General features: G+C 54.6%; 15 protein-coding genes. 2 read left to right on the top strand and 13 right to left on the bottom strand.

The features are described from left to right. Positions 1 to 6 precede the first annotated feature (6 nt). The 11 genes from C8C98_RS21560 to C8C98_RS11845 all read right to left on the bottom strand — a co-directional run bounded on the left by C8C98_RS21560 (position 7) and on the right by C8C98_RS11845 (position 12,006). Entirely contained in the window at positions 7 to 1,527 is a 1,521-nt protein-coding gene (locus tag C8C98_RS21560; protein WP_147436363.1) for a glycosyltransferase, read from the bottom strand. Beyond that, positions 1,520 to 3,409: an asparagine synthase (glutamine-hydrolyzing) gene (gene asnB / locus C8C98_RS11890; RefSeq protein WP_121456218.1), complete on the bottom strand. Its 1,890-nt coding sequence runs from the start codon at positions 3,407 to 3,409 to the stop codon at positions 1,520 to 1,522. The genes C8C98_RS21560 and asnB overlap by 8 nt, the downstream gene beginning before the upstream one ends. A gap of 10 nt (positions 3,410 to 3,419) precedes the next feature. After that, complete coding sequence (locus C8C98_RS11885; RefSeq protein WP_121456217.1) at positions 3,420 to 4,415, bottom strand: NAD-dependent epimerase/dehydratase family protein; 996 nt, start codon at positions 4,413 to 4,415, stop codon at positions 3,420 to 3,422. Positions 4,416 to 4,485: 70 nt separating this feature from the next. Then, positions 4,486 to 5,589, bottom strand: a complete 1,104-nt coding sequence (locus tag C8C98_RS11880) for a DegT/DnrJ/EryC1/StrS aminotransferase family protein (protein WP_121454447.1) — start codon at positions 5,587 to 5,589, stop codon at positions 4,486 to 4,488. Between the two features lie 24 nt (positions 5,590 to 5,613). Further along, a complete protein-coding gene (locus C8C98_RS11875; protein WP_121454446.1) occupies positions 5,614 to 6,198 on the bottom strand; it encodes an acyltransferase in 585 nt (194 codons plus the stop codon). A 17-nt stretch (positions 6,199 to 6,215) separates the two neighbouring features. Then, positions 6,216 to 6,965: an ABC transporter ATP-binding protein gene (locus C8C98_RS11870; RefSeq protein WP_121454445.1), complete on the bottom strand. Its 750-nt coding sequence runs from the start codon at positions 6,963 to 6,965 to the stop codon at positions 6,216 to 6,218. A gap of 2 nt (positions 6,966 to 6,967) precedes the next feature. Further along, the gene (locus C8C98_RS11865) at positions 6,968 to 7,783 is read right to left on the bottom strand and encodes an ABC transporter permease (RefSeq protein ID WP_158600165.1); all 816 of its coding nucleotides are present in this window, start codon (positions 7,781 to 7,783) and stop codon (positions 6,968 to 6,970) included. A gap of 4 nt (positions 7,784 to 7,787) precedes the next feature. Then, entirely contained in the window at positions 7,788 to 8,738 is a 951-nt protein-coding gene (locus tag C8C98_RS11860; protein WP_121454443.1) for a Gfo/Idh/MocA family protein, read from the bottom strand. A gap of 20 nt (positions 8,739 to 8,758) precedes the next feature. Continuing rightward, a complete protein-coding gene (locus C8C98_RS11855; protein WP_121454442.1) occupies positions 8,759 to 10,054 on the bottom strand; it encodes a nucleotide sugar dehydrogenase in 1,296 nt (431 codons plus the stop codon). 111 nt (positions 10,055 to 10,165) lie between these two features. Then, the gene (locus C8C98_RS11850) at positions 10,166 to 11,635 is read right to left on the bottom strand and encodes a mannose-1-phosphate guanylyltransferase/mannose-6-phosphate isomerase (protein WP_121454441.1); all 1,470 of its coding nucleotides are present in this window, start codon (positions 11,633 to 11,635) and stop codon (positions 10,166 to 10,168) included. Beyond that, positions 11,632 to 12,006, bottom strand: coding sequence for a DUF2304 domain-containing protein (locus C8C98_RS11845; RefSeq protein WP_121454440.1), 375 nt, complete (start codon positions 12,004 to 12,006; stop codon positions 11,632 to 11,634). Before C8C98_RS11845 ends, C8C98_RS11850 begins: the two co-directional genes overlap by 4 nt. Positions 12,007 to 12,370: 364 nt before the next feature. Between C8C98_RS11845 and groES the strand changes: the two genes are divergently transcribed. Together groES and groL are read left to right on the top strand one after the other, a co-directional pair. Beyond that, positions 12,371 to 12,661, top strand: a complete 291-nt coding sequence (groES, locus tag C8C98_RS11840) for a co-chaperone GroES (RefSeq protein ID WP_099657971.1) — start codon at positions 12,371 to 12,373, stop codon at positions 12,659 to 12,661. A 97-nt stretch (positions 12,662 to 12,758) separates the two neighbouring features. After that, the gene (groL, locus tag C8C98_RS11835; protein ID WP_121454439.1) at positions 12,759 to 14,408 is read left to right on the top strand and encodes a chaperonin GroEL; all 1,650 of its coding nucleotides are present in this window, start codon (positions 12,759 to 12,761) and stop codon (positions 14,406 to 14,408) included. A gap of 181 nt (positions 14,409 to 14,589) precedes the next feature. Here the strand turns inward: groL and C8C98_RS11830 are convergent, their stop codons facing one another. Both C8C98_RS11830 and eda read right to left on the bottom strand, forming a co-directional pair. Then, positions 14,590 to 16,608, bottom strand: a complete 2,019-nt coding sequence (locus tag C8C98_RS11830) for a TonB-dependent siderophore receptor (RefSeq protein ID WP_233574677.1) — start codon at positions 16,606 to 16,608, stop codon at positions 14,590 to 14,592. A gap of 252 nt (positions 16,609 to 16,860) precedes the next feature. After that, positions 16,861 to 17,484: a bifunctional 4-hydroxy-2-oxoglutarate aldolase/2-dehydro-3-deoxy-phosphogluconate aldolase gene (eda, locus tag C8C98_RS11825; protein ID WP_121454437.1), complete on the bottom strand. Its 624-nt coding sequence runs from the start codon at positions 17,482 to 17,484 to the stop codon at positions 16,861 to 16,863. Positions 17,485 to 17,494 lie beyond the last annotated feature (10 nt).

The following is a 17,494-nucleotide window of genomic DNA, read 5'->3' as shown; positions in this document are numbered from 1 at the left end:
CCGGATTTATGCGGCGATTTCTTTAATCAATCCAACGAGGCGCTCGGCGATCAATCTATTGGAATGATGCTGCAAATACCATTCTCGAGATTCATTCTCAACGCTATTGCGATAGGGAATATCACTCGCGAGTTGTTGTAGACGAGCGGCAACATCAACATGCGACTCCACGCTGATGAGCGGAGGAATGACATCGAAGCAAGCCCTGTGCGGCTCCGGGTCAATATGACACAGGGTCGCCTTTCCACACATCAACGATTTAGCGGCCAAGCTCCCGAAAGCACCTACACCGATTTGATCCACCACGACGTGAGACAGACTGATCATTTCAATCATGTGCTGATTGGGTAGGACTGGTATCCACACCACGGCATCTTCAATACCCAATTTTTTGATAAGCCGTCGGCTATGCTCTATCGTCAAACCCCATTCAGTAAGGACCAAAACAGTTTTGACACTGGTTGTTTTTCTAAATCTTGCAAAGCCTGCGATGATTTTGTCATTTCCCTTTTCCCAACTGGGATCGCGATGCCTATCCCAATGGTGTCGGGCGGGATGAAAGACGATAAATTCCTGTTCATTAAGGCGCTCGGTACAACTAGGCGGAAGCTGCACCTTCTGAACCTCCTCATTGATCGGATGAGGTATAAATCGATAGTCTTTTAGCTGCAACTTCTTTGCAGCCTTGACGTTGTCGCAGTTGGTGATAATTACTTTATCTGCGGCTTTATAAACGGCTTTGCAGATTCGCCCCAGAGCATCATCGACAAACGGAATTTTCCTGATCGTTCCATGCTCAAAGGCAATGTATTTTTTATCGCATATCAGTGGATAAATTCCATCTATGGAATATCCGATAACCGCATCATATTTCTTAAAAACCCGTTCCCACAAAGCCTGATAAAAAAAATAAGGGACTGCCTCTGAACGCCTCAGGTCACATTTGGTACGTCTTTTGATCTGATCCAAAGTAACGCGTATTTTTGCGAACCGATCCCCTCCATTTTTTTTCAAGGCAGATTCAGCATAAAAATGCAAGCGACACATGACATGCAGAATCGGAACCGAAACCCTAGTCAGCAGGTTGACCAAGGATTTTTGTTTGTATCCGAAAAGCTTCGTCCAAGCATCATTCAAAAGAAGCTCAAGCGTTCCCCCAAATGCGTGGCTGTGCGCTGTCCCGATGATTCGCGATAGACGCCCCATCTTCTGCTCTGGAGCCGCAGCATCTCCAGCCAGTTCAGCCAGGATTTGACCTAAGGCACCCGAATGAAACCAATTTGGCCTTTGAAATCCTTGCAAATCCAGATTGGCCCAATCCGGATTGAAGTGATCGATTCCCTCAAAATCAAATACCGCATCCTCCCATTCTGGGGCGCCCATGATATGGTAATAATCCGCGCAAATTACATCTGATTCAACGCCGTGCCTAAGAAGCAATTTCGCGTTCAGATAAGCATTATTAGCAATATTACCAATATGCAATACTTTATAAGGCCTCTCTGAGGAAGAAATTCTTTTATTCATTTTTTATAAATTGTCTGATCATGGACTCCAGACTGATCAGCGACCAGATCTGCAAGCGGTGATTCATTTCTCCACTGCCGTGCTGCCGAACGATCTCACTCACATAGTCACGATCCAAGTATTGATGAGTCAACGCATTTGGGCTGAGCAAAGTACGCTTGACATAATCAATACTTTCACCTTTAAACCAGCTTGCATCTGGAGCAGAGAACCCCTGCTTTTCACGATCCGTGATAACAGGTGGCAGCAATCGCTGCATAACCTGGCGCAAAAGCAATTTCCCATCTTTGGTTTTCTGAAAATATTTGGCGGTCTTCGCCCCGGGTTCATTCTCATTCAGCTTGACCACTTCACCCAAATTTCCAAGCTTCATGCGTGCTGGCAATTGCATGGAAAAATCCACGAGATCATTGTCTAGGAATGGAACTCGCGTTTCGATGCCGTGGGCCATGCTCAATTTGTCTTCGACTACCAGCAAGCCATGGAGAAACGTCCTAGCTTCAAAGTAAAGGGAGTGATTGATATAGTCTTCCGGACGGCCAATGTTCTGAGGTTGCTGATGAAAGACAGACTTGAACAAGTCTCGCGAATCAATGTGCTGAACCTCCGCCCACACTGGAGCCAGTGCGGAGGACATTCGCCCTTGAGGAACTAAACGCTGCCAGAAAGCGTGGTACTTATCTATGTAGTGATCAAAATCATTGTTGACCACCGCTCTATAATATCGCCACGGATATCCACCGAAGAGCTCATCACCACCGGCACCGGACAGCACAACTTTGACAAATTTGCTGGCCAGTTGAGCTGCATAATAATTCGGATAACTTTGCCCTACGCGCGGCTCTTCGATATGCCACGCCAACTTGGGCATGACTCGCTCCATATCTCCCGCCTTGAGCACCATTTCATAATGCTCAGTTTTGAAGAGATAAGACATGTATTCAGCCGTCGGGCGTTCATCAAACCCCAGTTCAATCCCTGAAGCCGAGTTCAAATCGAAGCCGCAGGTGAATGTTTTCATGTATGGAATTTGCTGAGCGGCGACTGCTGTGATGGACCCGCTATCCATCCCACCACTCAAATAAGATCCAATGTCTACGTCACTGACCAGTTGCCGAGAGACAGCCTGCACGAACAGGCGATCCAGTTCTTCCGCATACTCCTCCAATTTTCGCGGGGATTCAGGCTCAACGAATTGATAGTCCCAATAACGGGTGAAACTGGCATCAACAGATCCAGTACCGCTGCTTTTGACCATTGCATACGTGCCAGCAGGGAAAAGACTGATTCCGCTAAATATAGTTCGATCTGCAAGGAAATTTTGAAAACTCAGATATTCAAACAGCCCGATTGAATCGACTTTAGGATCAACAACTCCGTGTGCAAAAATTGCCTTGATTTCAGAGCCAAAAACAAATGATTTTCCAGAGCTGTGATAATAAAGCGGCTTGACCCCATAGCGATCGCGTGCGAGTGTCAAAGTCTTTTCAAAATTGTCCCAAATTGCCAATGCGAACATGCCGTTGAGGCGATTGAAACATTTCACGCCCCATTCAACAAATGCGTAAAGCAGGACTTCCGTATCACTATGGGTATGGAAATGGCGGCCCAAGCTCTCCAGTTCCATACGGATTTCTTTGAAATTGTAAATTTCCCCGTTATAAGCAATAACGTATCGGCCATCTTCAGTGGCTTTGGGTTGGTGCCCCCCGGGCGAGAGGTCGATAATGGCAAGACGTCGATGGCCTAAGGCCAATGCCTCATGAACGTAGCTTCCTTCGCCATCCGGTCCCCGGTGCGCAATCGCATCGGTCATGCGTTTGATCACCACCGCCGAGGCTGGGTTTTGGTCCGTGTTGTAATAACCCGCGATGCCGCACACGTGGGATACCTCAGAGGCCGACGCAAGCGCGACGAGCAGCCACCTCTGCTTTATGTGACGCACGCCAATCAATCAGCTTACGCAAGCCTTCATCGAGATCGATCTCTGCATTGAATTGAATTTCTTCGCGCGCCTTGTCAGGACTTCCAATGCGGTTGCGCACCAGAGTGGCCTGACTGCGAGGTGCATAGGTGATTTCTTTGGTAGAGCCGGTTATACGCAGAAGCTTTTCTGCCAGTTCCTTCAACGACGTCCGCTTGCCGGTACCGACGTTGTAGAACGCGTCAGTCGCGCTGGCCTTCATCGCACAGACGTTAGCCAACGCACAGTCTTCTACGGCAACAAAGTCGAACGCCTCAGAACCATCGCCCATGATGGTAGGGCTATTGCCGCTGTCGATTGCATCGAGCATTTTCATGATCACGGCAATATAGGCACCATGATAATCTTGACGGGGGCCGTACACATTCATATATCGCAGCCCGACATAATCAAGACCGTAGCGATGATGGTAGGCTCGCAAAAAAGCTTCGCCTGCAATTTTGGTGGCTCCATAGAAATTTTTATTATTGAATGGATGCTCTTCTGTCATGGGCTCCTCCACCGCATCGCCATAAACAGAAGCTGAAGAGGAATACACCAAGCGCTTCACCCCATTCCTCACGCACGCATCCATTACATTGAAAGTTCCCCGAACATTGGTGTCGAATGCGGTCCTGGGATATTCATGGCATTGAAGGAGCCAAAGCGCCGCCAGATGAAAAACTCCGTCGACGCCTTTAAGAGCGGCATCCAATATGTCTGTCTGCAGAATATCGCCGCCAGCTTCAAAAATTTTTACCCGTGGATCTTTGAGCGACTCCGTTAAATTCTCCATTCGACCGCGTACGAAGTTATCGTAGATCACCACTTCGGCTACTTCTTCTTTCAGTAGCCGGTCAACGGTATGGGATCCGATCAAGCCGCCACCACCGATGATGACGAAGCGTTTATTTTTAATGTCCATGATCATTCTTTCTAGCAATTGATTGGGCCTGCTAACAGGCTTTGATAAGAGGTGACTCCTGACGACGAAATCAGGGAGAAGGATTTTCGATATAAAACTGCTGGATGGCTTGGGCTACAAAGGACTGATCCGAGTCGCTGAGATAAGGGCCCATGGGAAGACTCAGAACCTTATTGGCTAGCTGATCGCCAATAGGAAGCTGCTTTCTGCCATCTTCCACTGCGGGCTGCTTATTCAGGGGCAACGGATAGTGCACCGTGGTGGGTATCTCCAATTTTTTCAGCGCTTGCTGAAGATCATCGCGATGATTTGACCGGATCGTGTATTGGGCCCAGGCGCTCAGGTTGCCTTTTTCGATGGATGGGCAAGCTATCTGAGGTATCGGTAGCAATTTGCGTGCATATTGATCCGCGATCATTTGGCGTTTAGCAATCTCTTCATCGAAAATCACCAGTTTTCCCAGAAGAACTGCAGCTTGCAATGTATCGAGGCGGCTATTCACACCGACCCGAACGTGGTGATAGCGGCGATCCTGTCCGTGACGCGAAATCTGACGGATGACCCGAGCCAATTCCTCGTCACTTGTGAAAATGGCTCCGCCGTCCCCGTAGCAGCCTAACGGTTTGCTAGGGAAAAAGCTGGCGCAAGCCAAAGTAGTGAGGTTGCAACTCTTGCGCCCTTTATAGGTAGCACCAAAACTCTGGGCAGCATCCTCAATGACAGGAATTCGATATTTGGCGGCTATTTCATTGATGCGATCAAAGTCAGCGCATTGCCCATACAGGCTGACCGGAATGATGGCCTTCGTGCGGGGTGTGATTGCGGCCTCGAGCAATGAGGGGTCCAGATTGTATGTACCCGGCGACACATCTACATACACAGGCTTCGCACCAAGCAGCGCGACTGTCTCGGCAGTGGCGATATACGTGAATCCGGGGGTAATTACCTCGCCTCCAGGCCCAATGCCCAGAGCCATCTGGGCAATTTGAAGCGCATCGGTGCCATTGGCCACCGTAATGCAATACTTGGCTCCGGTGTAGGTTGCCAAGTGCTCTTCCAGTTCATGTACTTCCGGGCCCAGGATGTACTGGCCATGATCCAGTACTTTCTGGATGCGCGCGTCGATGTCAGACTTGAGCCGCCTGTATTGCGCTCTTAGATCGGTGAATTCCATTACAACTCCATGCGATGGTGGGGATCAAGCTCGCTGCAGCTCACCATCAGTCAAACGATATAGATGACCGGTGTGCGGACAATGTGCTTGCGCATCTCCGGTCAAAGGAAGATCGAGACGCTCCCCGTGTTCGCTCATCCAGCCGATTTGCCGCGCAGGCACGCCTGCAACCAGTGCATAGGCTTTGACGTTACGGGTGATTACCGCACCAGCAGCGACGAATGCATGCGCACCAATGGTGGTTCCGCACACCACAGTTGCATTGGCACCGAGCGTGGCCCCCTTACAAACCTGGGTTCGCCTGTACTCGTTTTTACGCACGACGCTGCTGCGAGGGTTGTACACATTGGTGAAAACAACGCTGGGCCCGCAGAAAACATCGTCTTCCAGCGTGACCGTATCGTAGACGCTGACATTGTTCTGAACCTTGACGTTGTTGCCGATCACCACGTCATTGCCGACATAGACGTTCTGCCCGAAAGAGCAAGAAAGGCCGATCCGCGCGCCCGCAGAGATATGCACCCAGTGCCAGATGCGGGTTCCCGCGCCAATTTGCGCCCCTGCATCGACGATTGACGTTGGGTGCGCGGTATAGGATGTTTCGCTCATGCTGCCAAAAAATGAAGCTAGTTGCCGTGATAGGCAGCCAGACAGTCTTCGATGCTTCCCTGCATGCGGATCTGGCCCTCGTTGAGCCATATCCCTGTATTGCAGAACGTTTTCAAGATCGAGTCGTTGTGTGAAGCAAGTACCAGTATCTTGACCTTGCTCATCATGTTTTCCAGCCGAATACGTGCCTTATCAATGAATTGCGCGTCGCCCACACCAATCATCTCGTCCATCAGCAAAATATCCGGCGCCACGGCCGTCGACACGGCGAAGGCGAGACGGAGCATCATTCCGGACGAGTACGTGCGCACAGGCAGATGCAGGTAGTCACCCAGCTCCGTGAACTCCTCTATATCGGGGACCAAGTCCTTGGCTTCTTTGCTTCCTATTCCCATCACGACGCAACGTGTGGCAATGAACTCGTAGCCACTGGCATCGGGATCCATGCCCAACATCAGGTCAATCAGGGAGGAGATGTGGCCATCCGCCCTCATCACTCCCGAGGTGGGTTCATACACGCTGGACAGCACCCGGAGCATGGTGGACTTGCCAGCTCCATTGCGGCCGATCAGGCCCATCCGATCCCCATCCTTGAGAGACAGCGTGATGTCTCGCAGTGCACGCACTGCGATAGCGCCATGCCCGATGTCTTCGATCCGTCCCCGGTGCCCTTGGGCCTTCCCGAGCAGGGTGTTCAGCAATCCGCGTGAGCGTGATGAAAACAGCGGGAAGTCGACATTGACTCGCTCCAGTTCGATGCTTGCCATGATCAGAGCCAGTACACAAGCCTGCGACGGCTCTGCATAAACACGGTGAAAAATGCCAAGAGCAATGCGAGAAAAGTGGCACCGGCCATCAGGTAACTGTAGGGGTTGACGGATTCGCCCAAAACGGGGGCCCTCACCAAGTCAAGAAATGCAGCCAAAGGATTGACGTGCACGATCAATTGGGCCCGCTCGCTGAGTTGCGATGCCTGCCACATGACCGGTGTGAGAAACATCGCAATCTGCATCAGGCTGGTGACAATCATAGGTATGTCGCGAAAACGCGCGCACAGGGCACCCAGGATGCAGGAAACGAGTACCGCGCATAACACCGTGAATGCGAGCCCGAACAAAAATGGGATTGGCTTCACATCATCAAGGCGGCCAAACGCCAGAAGAACGATCAAGGCAATCGGGATGTTGTGCCCCATCATCAACAGGTTGCGCCAGATGACTCGCAAGCCGAATGCAGTCTTGGGATAAGGTGTTTGCTTCAAGAATGCGCTGGAGCCGATAAACGTTTGGCAACTGTCGGAAATGCACTGGGAGATAAACAGAAACAGAACATGGCTCACACAGAAGAACGGCAGATAAGTCTGCACATCAATCTTAAAAACCTGCGCCCCGATCAAGCCGAACGCGCCGATAAAAATCGCCGTGTTGATCGATATCCACACGGGTCCCAGAAACGAGCGGCGGTACTGCTTAAGGATATCCTCCAACCCCAAGTGCAGCCAGAAGCGCCAAAGCTTGAGCGCGCCCTGAACATCCCCCAATAGCAATTGGTACTGAGAAAGCGGCTTCAGACCAGAAGCTTGCATGCTATCAATGCCCCTTCTTGAGCACGAAAGGATGCACTCGCTCATCGGTATCGGATGCAATCGAAGCCCCGCGAATCACGTCCACCGTTTCGATGCAGTGCCTTGCATCTGCCAAGCCATAACCCCGGCCCGCTAATATCTCGCGGTAGCTGGTGGTGTGCAGATCGGTGAAGCCTTCCGAAAACTCGAGTTGCTCACCGCTCACATCGATGTTGCGGTATGTGGGCTTCTTCCCCTTAACCCCCTCCGGAAGATCGTTGGCATCGATGGACAGAAACCAACGTACCCGGGCACGCTCATATTCAAGGTACCCGGCCGCCTTGGTTTCCTCGCTCAGGTGAATGCGATTGTCCTGAAGCTTGCCGAAGATGAAGTGCAACATGTCGAAGAAATGCACACCGATATTCGTGGCCACGCCGAACGATTTGCGCGGATCGCCCTTCCAGCTCTCGAGGTACCACTTGCCGCGCGATGTGATGTAGGTCAGTTCGACATCGAACTTAGTGTCCTTCGGTGCTGCAGCCACTTTGTCGCGCAGCTTCAGAATCGCGTCATGGTGGCGCAACTGAAGAATGTTGAACACACGCCGACCGGTCTCCTGCTCGATGCGCGCCAGTTCGTCCATTAATTGCGGCGTGGGTACGAGCGGCTTTTCGCAGATGACATCACACCCCAGACGCAGGCCTGCGGCAATGTGCGCGTGGTGTAAGTAGTTGGGTGAGCAGATAGACACGTAATCGAGTGCCGAGGCCGGGCTGCGTTTGAGCTGGTATGCGTGCTCCGCAAACCGTTCGAATTCCGTAAAGAAGTCGCTTTGGGGGGAAATACTGTCGATGATGCCGACCGAGTCGTTGATGTCGTACGCCACAGCGAGGTGGTTGCCCGTGTCTTTGATGGCGCGCATGTGGCGCGGTGCAATGTAGCCAGCAGCACCGATGAGAGCGAAATTTTTCATAGCAATTCAAAAACTGAATATCAGAGACGAAATACGGTAAACCCTGCCTCAGCGGCTTGGTGTCGATCAAACAGGCTTTTCACATCGGCAAGCACGGGACGGTCTCCCCTGCACAATTTCCGCAACTCAGTGGGGCTAGCCTGGCGGTATTGGTGGTGCCCTACAGCAACCACCAGCGCATCGACAGGGTGACTCTCGTCCACTGGACCCAATGCAAGTCCGTACTCATGGCACACCTCATCCTTGCTAGCCCAAGGGTCACTGATCACCACATTGGCACCCCAGGCTTCAAATTCGCGGACCATGTCTACGACTTTGCTGTTGCGAATATCGGGACAGTTCTCTTTGAATGTAATACCCAATACTCCCACAGTACAGCGAGACACATCCATGCCATTTTTTAGCATGAACTTGATGGTATTGCGCGCCACATACCGGGCCATATTGTCATTAATCCGTCGACCCGCCAATATAACTTGAGGATGATAACCAACCTCCTCAGCCTTATGAGTCAGATAATAGGGATCCACACCAATACAGTGCCCACCCACCAGACCAGGACGAAATGGCAGAAAATTCCATTTACTGCCCGCAGCCTCCAGGACATCGATAGTATCAATCCCCAATCGTTCGAAGATGACCGACAGCTCATTTACCAACGCGATATTGAGGTCGCGCTGGGTATTTTCAATAACCTTTGCCGCCTCTGCAACCTTCAAACTAGCTGCCTTGTGCGTACCTGCAACGATGATACGGGAATATAGTTCATCTACGGCATCGGCTACTGCAGGCGTACTGCCACTGGTGATTTTTTTAATTTTCGTCAGCGTATTAATCTTGTCCCCCGGATTAATCCGTTCAGGACTATAGCCACAGAAAAAATCAACATTAAAGGCTTTACCGCTAAAACGTTCAAGGACAGGGACGCACACCTCTTCCGTTGCACCGGGATACACGGTGGACTCGTAAATCACGACAGCATTGCTGGGCATGACCTTGCCAACCGTTTCACTGGCTTTGACTAACGGCGTCATGTCAGGGCGGTTGGCGCGATCCACGGGGGTTGGAACAGTGACGATAAAAACATGGCAATCACGCAAATCGTCGATCTGATCACTAAAGCGCAGGTGACGGGCCGCCTTGAGGCTATGGGCATCCACCTCCAGAGTACTGTCGTGACCCGCTTGAAGCTCTGCAATGCGCCCGGCATTGATATCAAAGCCAACCACCGAACGCAGTTTTCCAAACTCCACAGCCAATGGCAAACCCACATAGCCAAGTCCAATGACGGCAATTTTTGCGTTCTCTAAATTCATGTCGGTCGTAATGAAGTTTTTGGTACTCGCAGGCGAAGATCACAAAGTTTGATCACTTGGCTGTGAAAGCGACAAGGTAGGTGGTAGGGGCCGTTGTATGGCAACTGCGGGCTACACCTCACCTGAAGGTCGCCCATAGATGTCGTCAAACCGGACGATGTCATCCTCTCCCAAATAGTCGCCAGACTGAACCTCTATGATTTCAAGTGGCGCTATACCGGGATTGGCCAAACAGTGGCGACGCCCTACGGGGATGAAGGTGGATTCGTTTTGCGCGAGCAAATAGGTCTCGTCTCCATTCGTGATCTCGGCAACGCCTTTGACCACAACCCAATGCTCCGCGCGATGGTAGTGCATCTGGACACTGAGTCGGGCGCCTGGATTGACCACAATGCGCTTCACCTGAAAACGATCGCCCCGATCCAATGCGTCATACCACCCCCAGGGGCGATGCACTTTACGGTGCTGACTGGCCTGTGGGTGCGACTGCTTCTTTAATGAGGCAACGATGTGCTTGACGTTCTGCGCACATCGCTTGTCTGCAACCAGAATGGCGTCAGGAGTTTCCACCACAACCACACCATTCAAACCAACGCCAGCCACCAGGCGGCTAGTAGACATGAGCAGGGTGTTTTGACAACCCTCTAACAGGGCATCACCAACAGTCGCGTTGCCGTCTGAGTCACGTGGAAGCAAACTCCATAGAGCCTCCCATGCCCCCACATCAGTCCAACCAGCATCTAGCGGCACCGCTCGCACAGGGATTCGCACCGCATCCAATGTCGAGGAGCGCTCCATTACCGCGTAATCAATAGAGTCAGCAGGGCAAGACTCAAATGCAGCAGCGTCCGGCCTAATAAAGTCCAGGTCGCGCCTAGCGTATTGCATAGCCAAGACACAGGCATCCAATATATCTGGCCGACAGGCACTCATTGCGGCCAGCCACTGACTTGCCTTCACAGCAAACAGTCCGCTATTCCACAGGAAGTTTCCGGCGGAGAGATATGCCTGTGCCGCAGCCAGATCTGGCTTTTCCACAAATTGCTCAATGTGCAGGACTTCAGCGCGCTCGCCATGCCCCACATGACATTTCATGTAGCCGTAACCGGTCTCCGCGCGGTCGGGCACGATACCAAAGGTGACTATCGCTCCAGCACAGGCCTCGGTATATGCATGCTGTGCGGCCTGGTGAAACGCTGGCAAGTCTGAGATGACGTGATCTGCAGGCATTGCCAGTAACACGGGGTCTCCAGAGCCGGCCAACGCTTGCAGCGCTGCAATTGTCAATGCAGGGGCTGTATTCTTGCCAACGGGTTCGAGCAATATTTGAGCATTGCGGACGCCAGCCAAATCGAGCTGGCTGGCAACAATAAACCGATGCTCTGTGTTGCAGACGACGATCGGAGGCAATGGAGGCGGCGCCGCGCCACCCAAGCCCTGCATGCGCAACACCGTATCTTGCAACATGGTGCGGGAGCCCCGCAAGGACAGGAACTGCTTAGGGTAGGACTCACGAGACAGTGGCCACAGCCTTGTTCCCGCCCCCCCACAAAGGATCACGGGCTGCAATGCAGGCGTCATGGTGCTGACTCTGAACTCTGCAGCAGACGATCTCGCAGCCCGTCTTGATCTGCCTGCAGCAATGCCAGTCGCTGGTTCAATCTGCGCACATCTCGCTCAATTCGGGTGTTCACCATGTCACTGTGAAGTGACTTGATGAAAAGAACAATGCTGGCCAATAAAAGCAACAAAGCTGGTGGATAACTGATACCCACAACCCCAGCCAGCTTGTCAATGAGACCGGGCAACGCGCCCATCACAGCCGCGACACCTGCCACTAGCACCCAGAACAGGCCGTGCATCACGTACAGGTGGTCTCTGCGGATGAGGTACAAAATCAGCGCTGCCAGGCCAATACCCAATAGCGTTGTGGTGATTTGCAGGGATGCCATCAAACTCCTCGATGTTGAAGAGGCACAGGGCCTTTATTGCGGCTAAGGTGGCTGGAATACCGAGAGCGCGGGTGGCGCAACCACCCCAATAGAAGAACAGCGCAAAGCACACATGCGCGCACTGCCCTGAAATGTCCGCGAATTGTAATTGCAGGGTAGTCGCACCTCATTCGCTCGCCCAACCAGCCATCGCATCAACGGCGCATTGCATTGAGCACAAGCCCATCCTCTTGAAATGTCATCAAATGCCCCTATCATTAGCACTCACCACAGACGAGTGCTAACACCGTCTGCTGGCAGTTATGGGCATCCGCGCAGCGGGTCCCGGGTAGATCAGCTTTTTTACTGAAACAGGAGCAATGCAATGAACCTTCGTCCTCTGCACGACCGCGTGATTGTCAAGCGCATCGAAAGCGAAACAACGACCGCCTCCGGCATCGTGATCCCTGACAACGCTGCAGAAAAGCCTGACCAAGGTGAAGTGCTGGCCGTGGGCCCTGGCAAGAAGAACGACAAGGGTGATGTGATCGCCCTGAACGTGAAGGTCGGCGACCGCGTTCTGTTCGGCAAGTACTCGGGCCAGACCGTCAAGGTCGACGGCAACGAATTGCTGGTGATGAAGGAAGACGACCTGTTCGCGGTTGTCGAGAAGTAATCCCTTCGCCTTCGAATTACTCACTTTTTCATAGCTGCTACCGCTTTCTTTATAAGCGCTAGAAGCATTTTTGATTCACATCTTGTAGGAGCCTAACATGGCAGCAAAAGACGTAGTTTTCGGCGGCGAAGCCCGCGCTCGCATGGTTGAAGGCGTGAACATCCTGGCCAACGCGGTCAAGGTCACGCTGGGCCCCAAGGGTCGCAATGTGGTGCTGGAGCGCTCGTTCGGCGCCCCCACCGTGACCAAGGACGGTGTGTCCGTGGCCAAGGAAATCGAACTCAAGGACAAGCTGCAAAACATGGGCGCCCAGCTCGTGAAGGAAGTGGCTTCCAAGACTTCGGACAACGCTGGTGACGGCACCACCACCGCCACCGTGCTGGCACAAGCCATCGTTCGCGAAGGCTTCAAGTACGTGGCCGCTGGCATCAACCCAATGGACCTGAAGCGCGGTATCGACAAGGCTGTGACGGCCCTGGTTGCCGAGCTGAAGAAGGCTTCCAAGGCCACCACCACTTCCAAGGAAATCGCCCAGGTCGGTTCGATCTCCGCTAACTCCGACGAAACCATCGGCAAGCTGATCGCTGACGCCATGGACAAGGTTGGCAAGGAAGGCGTGATCACCGTGGAAGACGGCAAGTCCCTCGACTCCGAACTGGACGTCGTGGAAGGCATGCAGTTCGACCGCGGCTACCTGTCGCCCTACTTCATCAACAACCCAGAAAAGCAATCCGCGATTCTGGACAACCCCTTCGTGCTGCTGTTCGACAAGAAGATCAGCAACATCCGCGACCTGCTGCCTACGCTGGAACAAGTCGCCAAGGCTGGCCGCCCTCTGCTGATCATTGCCGAAGAAGTTGACGGCGAAGCCCTGGCTACGCTGGTGGTCAACACGATCCGCGGCATCCTGAAGGTCGTGGCTGTCAAGGCTCCTGGCTTCGGCGACCGTCGCAAGGCCATGCTGGAAGACATCGCCATCCTGACAGGCGGCAAGGTCATCGCTGAAGAAGTGGGCCTGACCCTGGAAAAGGTGACTTTGGCTGATCTGGGCCAAGCCAAGCGCATCGAAGTAGGCAAGGAAAACACCATCATCATCGACGGCGCTGGCGCTGCTGCTGACATCGAAGCCCGCGTCAAGCAAGTGCGCGTGCAGATCGAAGAAGCCACGTCCGACTACGACCGCGAAAAGCTGCAAGAGCGCGTGGCCAAGCTGGCTGGCGGCGTGGCCGTGATCAAGGTGGGCGCTGCCACCGAAGTCGAAATGAAGGAAAAGAAGGCCCGCGTGGAAGACGCACTGCACGCGACCCGCGCTGCTGTGGAAGAAGGCGTTGTGGCTGGTGGCGGCGTGGCTCTGCTGCGTGCCAAGCAAGCTGTGGGCACCATCAAGGGTGACAACGCTGACCAAGACCACGGCATTGCCTTGGTGTTGAAGGCGATTGAAGCGCCTCTGCGCGAAATCGTGAACAACGCTGGTGGCGAAGCTTCGGTGGTGGTGAACGCTGTGTTGGCCGGCAAGGGCAACTTCGGCTTCAACGCTGCCAACGACAGCTACGGCGACATGCTCGAGCTGGGCATTCTGGACCCCACAAAGGTCACCCGCACTGCTCTGCAAAACGCAGCGTCTGTGGCTTCGCTGCTGCTGACGACTGAGTGCATGGTTGCTGACGCACCCAAGGACGAGGCCGGCGCTGGCGGCGGCATGCCTGACATGGGCGGCATGGGCGGCATGGGCGGCATGGGCATGTAATGGCCAGCCGCTGCGGGTAGAACCCAGGTTCTGCCCGGCAGCCCACAAAAAGCCCCGCAGGTTGCAAAGCCTGCGGGGCTTTTTTTATGCACAGAGCATGTTCCGCATGCCTGACATGCCCGGGTGAATGGTCACACAACCCCGGGCCTCGGTTGCAGTCGCCCCTGTGCCTGTCGCCTTGTCAGAAGCGGTAGGTGGCGTTGAACGTCACATTTCTGCGCGCAGCCCACCAGCAGTCACCCCGCGAGAGGCAAATACTGGTGTATTGCTTGTCCGCAAGGTTGCTGATGTTGAGTGCGTAGCGCCATTGCTGGGTTTCGTAGGACAGCATCGCATCCACCACGCCCGCCGCAGGGGTTCGCGGTGCAACCCCGTCAACAAACGAAGACAACCAGCGGTAACCCGCACCCGCAGAAAACCCGCTCACGCCCCCAATGGAGAAGCGGTGAACGCCCCAGACAGCAGCTTGGTGCTGTGGCAAACCTTCCAGCGCCGGGTCTACATCGGTGTAGTTGTAGTGGGCGATCAAGTCGGTAGCTTTGCCCAGGCGGGTCTTGACCTCCAGCTCCAGACCCTTGTTGCGCGTCTGGCCTGCCTGCAGCGTGTTAGAGGGGTTGGTGGGGTCCATGATCTTCTGGTTTTTCTCCTTCAGGTCATACACGGCGGCAGTCGCTTGGGTGGTGCTGCCCTCGGGGGCATATTTCACCCCCACTTCCCACTGCTCGCCTTGCAGGGGCTTAAAGCGCTGGCCGTACCAGTTGGTGCCGCTGACGGGACTGAACGATTCGGCATAGCTGATGTACGGAGTCCAGCCGCCTGCCAAGGCATACATCACACCCAGCCGCTTGGTGGTGTCGCTGGACTTCTCATCGCTGGAGCCGACCAAAGCATTGACAACGCGGTCGTGCCGCAAGCCCGCCACGAAGATCCAATTGCCCCATTTCATCTGGTCTTGCAGGTACACGCCGCTTTGGCGCTGCGTGCTGTCAGGGCTGGCCACGCGCGGCGCAGTGACCAGGTTGCCGTACATCGGTGCATAGGCATCAATGGTGCTGAACGTGTCAGACGACTCTTTTTGCTCAGTCTGGCGATTCCAGTCCACACCCAGCAACACTTGGTGGCGCAACGCACCTGTGGCTAGGTTGCCCTGAACATGGGTGTCGATGGTGGCCATGCGCGTGCGCGTGAAGGAGTCGCCGTAATAGCGGCCCATCACACGCTGGTTGGCCGGATCCGCCCCAAAGCCGCCCGGCACATAAAAGGCGTCGGCATAGTGGTAGGCACTGGTGTTCTCGTTGCGGGCCAGCCGCATGTTTTGGCGCACCGTCCATTGGTCGTTGAACTGGTGCTCAAACGCCCAGCCGATCGACTCGCGGTCGCTGTCATAGCGGTCGCCGGGCTCGCCGATGAAGCGACTCAGCGGCAGCTGGCCGTTCGGGTTGGCGGTCACTGCGCCAGACCAGGGCAAGAACTGCGCTGTGCTGCCACTGCGGTCTTGTTGCCAGTGGCCCTGAAGCACCAGCGATGTCACACCATTGGGCCGCCACGCCAACGATGGAGCGATGAAGCGACGGTCATCCTTCACATAGTCCACCTGGGTATCGGCCTCACGCGCCAAAGCCACCAGCCGATACGACCACTCGCCATCGGCAGTGAGTGGGCCGGTCAGGTCCGCCTGCAACTGCCGGCGGTTCCAGCTGCCCAGTTGCACCCCCACTTCACGCTGGGCCTCTTGCAAAGGGCGTTTGCTCACCATGTTCACCACACCGGCCACGGTGCCTGCACCAAACAAAACGCCTGCAGGGCCGCGAAGCACTTCAATGCGCTCTAGCGCATAGGTATCAGAGCGTGTGGTGCTGGTGTAGTAGTTGTAGTTCTGGCGCAGGCCGTCCAGGTACGTATCTGGGTAGCTTCCGCGCACGCGCACGCCGTCAGAGCGGCTGTCCAAGCCATAAGCGTCGCTGCGCACACCGGCAGCGTACAAGAGGGCGTCTTGCAAATTCGAAGTTCCCTGCTCCACCAGCTGATCGCGCGTGACCACCGTGACGGATTGCGGGGTCTCTGCCAAAGGCGTGTCAGTCTTGGTAGCAGTCACAGCTTTTTTAGCTCGGTACCCCACCACAGGCCCAGTCGCCGACTCTTTTTCTGCACTGGCATCCACCCTCACCTCAGACAGCGTGGCACCAGCGCTTTGCGCCATGGCCCCTAGCGACGTGAAGCCAAGTACCGCGGTCACGGCAAGGCTGACTGCGGTGGGTCGAAAGAGATAGGTCATAAATTCAGTTAATGAGATTAATAATGATTCCTATTTTAAAAAATTAAATACCCGTAAAAAAAGGATGTCGCATGACTGCCACATCCTTTACCCTTCTTGAAAAACTTCCAGGCGCTTCTCTTTTGATAGCTGCCTGCGCTTTAAGAATAAGCGCTGGAGGCCATTTTCATACCAAATTTAGCTGCACAGCGCCAGCGTGGCCCGCGCCAGTTCGGTGATGCGGGCCCAGTCGCCAGAGCGCACCGCATCGGCAGGCGTCAGCCATGAGCCACCCACGCAACGCACATTGGGCAGCGCCAGGTAGTTAGGGGCCGTGGCCGGGCTGATGCCGCCCGTGGGGCAGAAGCTGACCTGCCCGAACGGGCTGGCCCAAGCCTTGAGCAGCGGAATGCCACCCGCCGCCTCGGCCGGAAAGAGTTTGAGGAACGAGAACCCATCCGCCAGCGCGGCCATGATTTCGCCCGATGTGGCCACACCCGGCAGCAGCGGCAGGTTCAAGCCCTTGCAGGCGCTGCCCACTTCGGACGTGTAGCCGGGGCTCACGGCGAACCGGGCACCGGCTTCGCTGGCGCGGCGGGCGTCGTCGGCGTTCAGCACTGTGCCTACGCCCACCACCGCTTCAGGCAGGTTGCGCGCAATGGCTTCGATGGCGGGCAAGCCCGCTGCAGTGCGCAGCGTGACTTCCAGCACCTTCACGCCACCGGCCAGCAGGGCCTCCGCCAGGGGCAGCGCGTCTTCCACGCGGTCGATCACGATGACGGGGATGACGGGGCCGTGGCTGGCAATGTCGAGAGGATTCATGGGTTGGTGC

Origin of the sequence: Acidovorax sp. 106 (genome assembly GCF_003663825.1) — a bacterium.
In the GTDB taxonomy this organism is placed as follows: Bacteria; Pseudomonadota; Gammaproteobacteria; order Burkholderiales; family Burkholderiaceae_C; genus Acidovorax.
Note: the sequence above shows the minus strand (reverse complement) of the source record. Positions and strands in the feature narration are given on the sequence as shown.